The organism is Kitasatospora sp. NPDC001660, from assembly GCF_053596725.1.
In genome coordinates, this window is record NZ_JBSFGU010000019.1 from 132,167 (window position 1) to 141,923 (window position 9,757).

General features: G+C 71.9%; 4 protein-coding genes and 1 rRNA gene. 2 read left to right on the forward strand and 3 right to left on the reverse strand.

Annotated features, from left to right (window positions below):
* Nucleotides 1-201: 201 nt before the first annotated feature.
* Nucleotides 202-4,749: a HAMP domain-containing protein gene (locus tag ACWCXH_RS21760; protein ID WP_449803089.1), complete on the reverse strand. Its 4,548-nt coding sequence runs from the start codon at nt 4,747-4,749 to the stop codon at nt 202-204.
* A 547-nt stretch (nt 4,750-5,296) separates the two neighbouring features.
* On the opposite strand from ACWCXH_RS21760, the gene ACWCXH_RS21765 reads away from it, so the two are divergent.
* Nucleotides 5,297-7,858: a SpoIIE family protein phosphatase gene (locus tag ACWCXH_RS21765; RefSeq protein WP_449803077.1), complete on the forward strand. Its 2,562-nt coding sequence runs from the start codon at nt 5,297-5,299 to the stop codon at nt 7,856-7,858.
* 344 nt (nt 7,859-8,202) lie between these two features.
* Complete coding sequence (locus ACWCXH_RS21770) at nt 8,203-8,766, forward strand: acetate uptake transporter (RefSeq protein ID WP_449803078.1); 564 nt, start codon at nt 8,203-8,205, stop codon at nt 8,764-8,766.
* On the opposite strand, the gene ACWCXH_RS21775 is transcribed toward ACWCXH_RS21770, so the two are convergent.
* The gene (locus tag ACWCXH_RS21775; protein ID WP_449803079.1) at nt 8,759-9,604 is read right to left on the reverse strand and encodes a phosphatase PAP2 family protein; all 846 of its coding nucleotides are present in this window, start codon (nt 9,602-9,604) and stop codon (nt 8,759-8,761) included. The two genes, ACWCXH_RS21770 and ACWCXH_RS21775, sit on opposite strands and share 8 nt — an antisense overlap.
* 61 nt (nt 9,605-9,665) lie before the next feature.
* Nucleotides 9,666-9,757 (reverse strand): 5S ribosomal RNA (gene rrf, locus ACWCXH_RS21780); the annotation flags it as partial.

Sequence of the window (9,757 nt, forward strand, 5' to 3'; positions counted from 1 at the left end):
GGCGCGCGGTCAGTGCTCCGGCGCACGCTCAGCAGCGCGTCGTCATCCGGTCACTGTTCGCAACGATCGGTGACCCTACCGGGTTCCCGGCCTTCCCCGCCAGCAAACCGATCGCCGGCCCGGCGCGCACCCCGGAGCCCAGACCGCAGTGTGCGCCCCGACGGCGGGTCCGTCGCCCAAGTCCCGCCCGGGCAACGGGCCCTAGGCGCGCTCCGCCCGCAGCCACTCGTGCATCACGGACAGCAGGTGGTCGGTCTCCACCGGCTTGGTGATGTGGTCGGTGGCGCCCGCCGCGAGGGACTTCTCCCGGTCGCCCTTCATCGCCTTGGCGGTCAGCGCGATGATCGGCAGGCCGGCGAACTGGGGCATCCGGCGGATCGCCTCGGTGGTCGCGTAGCCGTCCATCTCCGGCATCATGATGTCCATCAGGACCAGCGCGACGTGCTCGTGCTGCTCCAGCATCTCGATGCCCTCACGGCCGTTCTCCGCGTACAGGACGGTCAGGCCGTGCTGCTCCAGCACGCTGGTGAGGGCGAACACGTTGCGCACGTCGTCGTCGACGATCAGCACCTGCTGGCCGTCGAAGCGCGCGTCGGTGCGGCTGGGGCGCAGCGGGACGGGCTCCACCGGGCGGCCCTCGGCGGGGAGGTCCAGGGCGGCGGCGCGACGGCGCTCCACGGCGCCCCGGCGGCGCTCCTCGGCGAGTTCCCGGACCTCCTGGGCCCAGTGGTCGGCCGGATTCTCTCCGACCGGGACGGGCACGCCCACCGGGGTCAACCCGACCGTGGCGCGCAGCGCCGGGGTGCCGGGCGCGGCCGGCACCCCGGCGCGCTCGGCGGGCGGCGCGTCCGGGGCCTCGGTGTGCAGCGGCAGGTAGAGCGTGAAGGTCGAGCCCTTCCCGTACTCGCTCTCGGCGTGGATCTCGCCGCCGAGCAGCCGGGCGATCTCCCGGCTGATGGACAGGCCGAGGCCGGTGCCGCCGTACTTGCGGCTGGTGGTGCCGTCGGCCTGCTTGAAGGCCTCGAAGATCTCCCGCAGCTTGTTGCGGGGGATGCCGATGCCGGTGTCGGAGACGGCGAAGGCGATCAGCGAATCGTCCGGGTCCGTGATCGAGCCGGATTCCAGCAGCTGCTCGCGGACGTGCTGCGGCACCTCCGGCCCGGCCGGGCTGATCGAGAAGTCGACGGCGCCCGCGTCGGTGAACTTGACCGCGTTGGAGATCAGGTTGCGCAGCACCTGCTGGAGCCGCTGCTCGTCGGTGTGCAGGGTGACCGGCAGGGCGGAGGAGACCCGGACGGCGAAGTCCAGGTTCTTGTCCAGCGCGACCGGCTGGAAGGTCGCCTCGACGTAGTCGACCAGCTGGACCAGGGCGATCCGGCTCGGGCGGACGTCCATCTTGCCGGCCTCGACCTTGGACAGGTCGAGGATGTCGTTGATCAGCTGGAGCAGGTCGGAGCCGGCGCCGTGGATGGTGTCGGCGAACTCGACCTGCTTGGGCGAGAGGTTGCCCTCGTTGTTGTCGGAGAGCAGCTTGGCCAGGATCAGCAGCGAGTTGAGCGGGGTGCGCAGCTCGTGCGACATGTTGGCGAGGAACTCGCTCTTGTAGCGGGAGGCCAGGGCGAGCTGTTCGGCGCGCTCCTCCAGGACCTGGCGGGCCTCCTCGATCTCGCTGTTCTTGATCTCGATGTCGCGGTTCTGCTGGGCGAGTTGCTCGGCCTTCTCCTGCAACTCCTCGTTGGTGCGCTCCAGCTCCTCCTGACGCGCCTCCAACTCGGCGGAGCGCATCGAGAGTTCGGCGGTGAGCCGCTGGGACTCCAGCAGCAGGCCCTCGGTCTTGGTGTTGACGCTGATGGTGTTGACGGTGACGCCGATCAGGTCGGCGATCTGGTTGAGGAAGTCGAGGGCGACGGTGGTGAAGGAGCTGAAGGTGGCCAGCTCGATCACGCCGAGCAGCCGGCCCTCGAACAGCACCGGCAGCACCACGATGTGGGCCGGCGAGGCCTCGCCGAGGCCCGAGGCGATCTTGAGGTACCCGGGCGGCGCCTCCTTGAGGATGATCGCCCGCTTCTCCACCGCGGCCTGGCCGATCAGCGACTCGCCGGGGCGGAAGGTGGTCGGCATGGCGCGCCGCTGGTAGCCGTAACTGCCGATCAGGCGCAGCACGGTGTCGTTCTCGTCGTCGTCCTCGGTGATCAGCTCGGCGGTGCGGCCGGCCGGCTGGGCGAGGAAGAACGCGCCGTGCTGGGCGGAGACCACCGGGGTGAGCTCGGTCATGATCAGCGAGGCGACGGCCTCCAGGTCCCGGCGGCCCTGGAGCAGGCCGGAGATCCGGGCCAGGTTGGTCTTGAGCCAGTCCTGCTCCTGGTTGGTGCGGGTGGTCTCGCGCAGGTTGGCGATCATCTGGTTGATGTTGTCCTTGAGCTCGTCGAGCTCCCCCGCGGCGTCGACGTCGATCCGCAGGCTCAGGTCGCCCCGGGTCACGGCGGTGGCGACCTGGGCGATCGCGCGCACCTGCCGGGTCAGGTTGTTGGCCAGCTCGTTCACCGACTCGGTGAGGTCCTGCCAGGTGCCGTCCACGCCGGGCACCCGGGCCTGGCCGCCGAGGCGGCCGTCGGTGCCCACCTCGCGGGCGACCCGGGTGACCTCGTCGGCGAACGCCGACAGCTGGTCCACCATCGTGTTGATGCTGGTCTTGAGCTGCAGGATCTCGCCGCGCGCATCGACGTCGATCTTCTGCGACAGGTCGCCGCGGGCCACCGCCGTGATCACCAGCGCGATGTTGCGCACCTGGCCGGTGAGGTTGTTGGCCATGAGGTTGACGTTGTCGGTCAGGTCCTTCCAGATGCCGGCCACGCCGGGCACGCTCGCCTGGCCGCCCAGGGTGCCGTCGGTGCCGACCTCGCGCGCGACCCTGGTCACCTCCACGGCGAAGGAGGAGAGCTGGTCGACCATCGTGTTCAGGGTCCCGGCCAGCGCCGCGACCTCGCCCTGGGCCTCGATGGTGATCTTCTTGGAGAGGTCGCCGCGGGCCACCGCGGCCGCGACCTCGGCGATGTTGCGCACCTGACCGGTGAGGTTCGACGCCATGAAGTTGACGTTGTCGGTCAGGTCCTTCCAGATGCCCGACACCCCGCGCACCCGGGCCTGACCGCCCAGGATCCCCTCGGTGCCCACCTCGCGGGCGACCCGGGTGACCTCGTCGGCGAACGCCGACAGCTGGTCCACCATCGTGTTGACGGTCGTCACCAGCTCCAGGATCTCGCCCCGGGCGTCGACGGTGATCTTCTTCGAGACGTCGCCGCGGGCGACCGCCGTGGTCACCTCGGCGATGTTCCGGACCTGGCTGGTCAGGTTGTTGGCCATCAGGTTGACGGAGTTGGTCAGGTCCTTCCAGGTGCCGGACACCCCCGGCACGCTGGCCTGGCCGCCGAGGATGCCCTCGGTGCCGACGTCCCGGGCGACCCTGGTCACCTCGTCCGCGAACGCCGACAGCTGGTCCACCATCGTGTTGATGGTGTTCTTCAGCTCCAGGATCTCCCCGCGCGCGTCCACCTGGATCTTCTGCGACAGGTCGCCCTTGGCGACCGCGGTCGTCACCTGGGCGATGTTGCGCACCTGATCGGTGAGGTTGTTCGCCATGAAGTTGACGTTGTCGGTCAGATCGCGCCACACACCGGCCGCGCCCGGCACCTGCGCCTGGCCGCCGAGCCGTCCCTCGGTACCCACCTGGCGGGCCACCCGGGTCACCTGCTCGGCGAACCCGGAGAGCTGGTCCACCATCGTGTTGATGGTGTTCTTCAGCTCCAGCATCTCGCCGCGCGCGTCCACCTCGATCTTCTGCGACAGGTCGCCGCGCGCCACCGCCGTCGTCACCTGGGCGATGTTCCGCACCTGGCCGGTCAGGTTGTCGGCCATGCCGTTCACCGAGTCGGTCAGGTCCCGCCAGACCCCGGCCACGCCCGGCACCTGCGCCTGACCGCCCAGCCGGCCCTCGGTGCCGACGTCCCGGGCCACCCGGGTCACCTGCGCGGCGAAGCCGTTGAGCTGGTCGACCATCGTGTTGACGGTGTTCTTCAGCTCCAGCATCTCGCCGGCCACCTCGACGGTGACCTTGCGGGACAGGTCGCCCTTCGCCACCGCCGTCGTCACCTGGGCGATGTTGCGCACCTGCGCGGTCAGCCGCCCGGCCATCGTGTTGACGGAGTCCGCCAGGTCCTTCCAACTTCCCGACACGCTGCGGACCTTGGCCTGACCGCCCAGCTTGCCCTCGGTGCCGACCTCACGGGCCACCCGGGTCACCTCGTCGGTGAACTCCGAGAGCTGGTCCACCAGTCCGTTGACGGTCCGCCCGATCTTCAGGTACTCGCCGCGCAGCGGGTGGCTCACCCCGTTGCTGTGCAGCGACCGCAGCTCCATCTTCTGGTCCAGGTCGCCCTCGGCGATCGAGGTCAGCACCCGGCCCACCTCGGCCATCGGACGCGCCAGGTCGTCGATCAGCGCGTTGCAGTTGTCGACCGCCGCCATCCAGGCGCCCTCGCCCGCACCGGTCTCCAGCCGCTCGTTCAGCCGGCCCTCGCGGCCCACCGCCCGCCGCACCCGGGCCAGTTCACCGGTCAGGTGCTGGTTGCGCTCGGCCACCTCGTTGAACACCGCGGCGATCTCCGCCAGCGGCCCGTCCCCCGGCACCGTCAGCCGGCGCCGGAAGTTACCGTCGCGCATCGCCGTCAGCGCGGACAACAGCTTGCGCAGCTCCGCCGGTTCCGCGCCCCGGCTGTGGTTCGCTCGCCGGCCGGCCGCGCTCCGCGGCGCGGCCCCGGGGCGACCACCGCGCTGAGCGGTCTGCGTCGTACCGGTTGCGTCCTTGGTGGCCGAACTCAACGGGCCCCTCCCACATCGTGAACTGTCCGGTGACCGTCCGCGCCCCGGCGGACCGGAGCCCGGGCACCGTCCCGGCTGGGCTGCACACCGGCCGTCCCTCACGACGCACCGGCACCCGCATCGACCGTACTGCCCCGACCGACCGTCGCGGACCCCCCAGTCTGGCAGCACCGCCCCCGGGTGTACGGCCGGTTGCACAGGGTTGTTACCGCCTCTCCCGAAACGCGTGGGCAGAATCACCCTCAGGTGCCCGTTTCGGCGCCCCGCCCCCACGGGGAACCAAGCGGAAAGTAGGGTGGAGCGCTGCACCGGGCCACGACCCGTCCCAGCGCCGCCGCCCACCCGCCGGCGCGTACCGGGAGTCGGCGCCGCACCCCCCGGACAGCCAGGGCAAGAGCAGCAGAGGAGAAGTGGCAACGTGGTCACCGCGCGCGCAGCCGCCACCTTCGACCCCGACGGCCGGTCCGCGGCCGCCGCGCGGGGCTTCGTCCGGGACGCGCTGCTCGGCTGGGGCCTGCCCGAAGTCGTCGACGACGCCGTCGTCCTGGTCAGCGAACTGGTCACCAACGCCGTCGTGCACGCCGGCACCGCCGCCGAGGTCAGCTGCCTGCGCGAGGAGGGGACCGTCCGGATCGAGGTCACCGACCACCACCCCGAACGCGGCCTGCCCGCCTTCACCGACGGCCCCGTCTCCTCCTCCGACCGCTACGCCGACCCGGACGGCGAGGGCGGACGCGGCCTGCTGATGTGCTCCGCCCTCGCCGAGCGCTGGGGCGTCGAGTACTCCGCCGGCCGCAAGACCGTCTGGTTCCGGCTCACCCTGCCCGTCCCCGTCGCCGGCACCCGCTACGCCGTCCCCGCCACCCCCGGCAGCGACCTGCCCAGCGGCCCCGGCCCGGTGCACGTCGCCGTCGTCCAGCTCGACGACGACGGCCGCGTCCTCGCCTGGAACCCGGACGCCGAGGCCCTCTTCCGGCACCCCGCCGACACCGTCCTCGGCCGCCCCTGGGCCGACCTCGCCGTCTGGCCCGACACCCCCGCCCGCGGCCTCGGCCTCGCCGAGACGCTGCGCCTCGCCCGCTGGGAGGGCGGCTTCGCCGTCCGCCGCGCCGACGGGCCCACCGAGGAGGTGTACGGCGTCCAGGTCCGCGTCCGCGACACCGAGGGCGTCCCGTCCACGCTCTGTCTGCTCGTCCTCGAACCCGACCGCGCGGTCCTGCGCTCCCCCGCCCGCGCCCTGCCCGGCGACCGCCCCGACCCGGCCGGGCCCCGACTCGACCTGCTGGCCGGCCCGGTCGCCACCGACGACCTCGACACCCTGCTCCAGCGCACCGTCGAACGCGCCCGCGACCTCCTCGACGCCGACGCCGCCTACCTGCTCCTCACCACCGAGGACGAGACCGAGTTCGAGGTCCGCGCCGCCACCGGCCTCACCACCGGACACCGCCGCCACACCCGCTTCCCGGTCGAGCACGGCAACCGCTACGACTCCGCCCGGCTGCCCTCCGTCCACGACGACCTGACCGCCCGTCCGACCGGACTGCCCCTGCTCGACGGCAGCGGCATGCGCTCCCTCGTCACCGTCCCGCTCAAGGTCGAGGGCCGGCTGATCGGCTCCCTCGGCATCGCCACCGCCGCCCCCGGCCGCTACGACAACGAGGACGCGCTGCGCCTGCAGTTCGCCGCCGACCGGGTCGCCCTCGCCGTCGAGAGCACCCGCCTCACCGAACTCGAACGGCTGCGCCGCGGCTCGCTCTCCTTCCTCGTCGAGGCCTCCGACCTGCTCGCCGGCACCCTCGAACACGAGCAGACCCTCGCCCTGATGGCCCAGATGGCCGTCCCCACCCTCGCCTCCTGGTGCGCCGTCTACACCAACGGCGACCACGGCGCCGCCCCCGGCCTCGCCTTCGTCCTGCACGAGGACGAGGACCGCATCGACGCGCTGCGCGGCCTGCTCGACAAGACCCCGGCGCCCGACCCCGGCCCGGCCCACAGCGCCCGCTTCTGGCCCGCCCCCGCCGAGACCGCCACCGCGAGCGGGCTCACCGACAGCCCCGAACTCACCGGCGTGCTCGGCGAGACCGTCGTCCTGCCGCTCACCGCCCGCAACCGCGTCATCGGCCTGCTGGCCCTCGGCACCCCGACCGGCATCCGCTTCCGTCAGGAGATCCTCGAACTCGCCGAGGACCTCTCCCGCCGGGCCGCCCTCGCCCTCGACAACTCCCGCCTCTACTCCGAGCGCACCGCGACCAGCCAGGCCCTCCAGCGCAGCCTCCTCCCGCCCGACCTGCCCGAGATCCCCGGCGTCGAGGTGGACGTCTACTACCAGGCCGCCGGCGAGGGCAACGAGGTCGGCGGCGACTTCTACGACCTGTTCACCATCCGCGAGGGAACGTACGGCTTCGCCATCGGCGACGTCTGCGGCACCGGCCCGGAGGCCGCCTCCGTCACCGGCCTCGCCCGGCACTCGCTGCGCCTGCTCGCCCGCGAGGGCCTGGACGCTCCGCAGGTCCTCCGCCGGCTCAACGCGGCCATCCTGGACGAGGGTTCGCGCAGCCGCTTCCTCACCCTGCTCTACGGGGAGCTGACGCCCCGCCCGGACGGCAGCACCGAACTCTCCCTGGTCTGCGCCGGCCACCCGCTGCCGCTGCGGCTGCGCACCGACGGCCAGGTCGACCGCGCCGCCACCCCGCAGCCGCTGCTCGGTGTCATGGACGACCTCGACCTCACCGCCGAGCACCTCGTGCTCTCGCCCGGCGAGGTCCTGCTCTGCGTCACCGACGGCGTCACCGAACGCCGCGAGGGCCGTCGGATGCTGGGGGACGAGGGCCTCGCCGAGGTCCTCACCGGCTGCACCGGCCTCACCGCCGGAGCCGTCGCCATGCGCGTTCAGCGCGCGGTCGAACGCTTCGCCCCGGAGCCGCCGTCCGACGACATGGCGATCCTGACACTGCGGGTGCCCGCCCAGCGCGTCGACTGACGCCTCGCGTGACGTGTCGGCTGACCCGTCGGCTGGCGCGTTGCCTGAGCAGATCTGCCACGCCCGGGGCCGCCCGGCGGCCGATCGTGAGCGTTCCACAGCTGACGACGCCGCAAATTGTGCGATTCACAAGGGTACAAGCAAGGTCGGCCCGGGTACACCGACCTCAGCGGGGATTCCCCCGGATCATTCGGCCCTCGGCCCATCACCTCTGACCGCAGCCCGCGCACGCTCCTGCCGCGCGCCCTCGGCGCGGTCGCGCGCATCCACTCGCAACCACCCCTTCGAACCACGTCACTGCGTTGACTGCGCCCTGCGCGCGCCCAGAGTGAAAGGAGCCTCCGGTGAGCAACGACGCTACCGGGGCAACGAACGCCCGCTCAACCGGAGCCGACGCCGGTAACCTCGGTTACCTCGCACTCGGCCTCACACTTCTCGCCTACGGCCTGCTCTCCACCGGAATCCTGAAGGGCACCGGGGTCGGGGACGCGGCACACCTCGCCCATGTCGTCGGCGGCATCACCCTGTTCGTCGCGGGCCTCTGGCAGCTCCGCGGGGGCGAGGGCTTCACCGGCACCGCCTTCACCAGCCTCGGCGCCTTCTGGGCGACCTGGTCGGTGGCCGGCGGCGCGAGCAAGAACGCCGCCGGGCTGTTCCTGCTGCTGTGGGCCCTGCTCGCCCTCACCCTCACCGCGGCCGGCTGGGGCGCGGGCCTGTACAACCGGGCGGTCTACGGCCTGCTGACGCTGTCCCTGCTGCTCGCCGCCATCGGCGCGTTCGGCAGCCACGGCAGCCTCACCAAACTCGCGGGCTGGGTCGCGGCGCTCTCCGGGCTCATCGCCTGGTACGGGGCCACGGCCAAACTGAGCAACGGCAAGTGGGGTCGGATCGCCCTGCCGGTCAAGTGACCTGCTCGGTCCGCGACTCGGACTCGCTCCGGGGCCGGTCCTCCGTCTCGACGGGGGGCCGGCCCCGTCGGTGCGCCGCCAACGCCAGGACGGCGTAGGCGAAGAGCAGGATCGCGAGGGCGGCGATGCCGTCCGCCCAGAAGTGGTTGGCCGTCACGACGACCACGGCGACCGTCAGGACGGGATGCAGGACCATCACCCAACGAAACAGGCTGCGCGACACCCGGATCACCGCGACCGCCGCCAGCACGCACCACGCGACGTGCACCGACGGCATCGCGGACAGCTGGTCCGCCACCACCACACCGCCGACCGCGCCCCCGTACACCGACTGCCCGTACTGCGCGGCCAGGTCCACGAAGCCGTTCTCCGGCAGCATCCGCGGGGGTGCCACCGGAATGAACTGAACGAGGAGACAGACCGCGGTCGTGATCACCACGGTGTTCCGCACCCACGCGTACCGCTCGCGGTGCCGCAGGAACACCCAGAGCAGAACCGCCAGCATGACGCCGAAGTGCATGACCGCGTAGTAGTAGTTCGCCAGCCTCACCAGCACCGGGTAGGGCGTGATCGCGGCCTGCCAGGACGCCTCGTCCGGCAGCCCGACCGCCAGCTCGGTCCGGTGGATCCAGCTCGCCCGGTCCAGCGCGTGGTCCGCGCTCATCACCGACAGGCGCCCCACCAGCTGCCAGAGCGTGAACAGGGCAAGCAGGGTGCCGGCCTCGCGCAGAAGGGCCGACAGGGACGGTTTCCGGACCCTCGCGGCGACGTACGCACCGCCGTAGAGAGCAACGGCGGTGCCCCCGGCGGACTGCCAGGTAAGGGTCAGGTTCTGCATTGGCAGAGGGTAACGCAAAAAGACCCACTCCCGATCGGGAGTGGGTCTTTTTGGAATGATTGTTCGGCGGCGTCCTACTCTCCCACAGGGTCCCCCCTGCAGTACCATCGGCGCTGTGAGGCTTAGCTTCCGGGTTCGGAATGTAACCGGGCG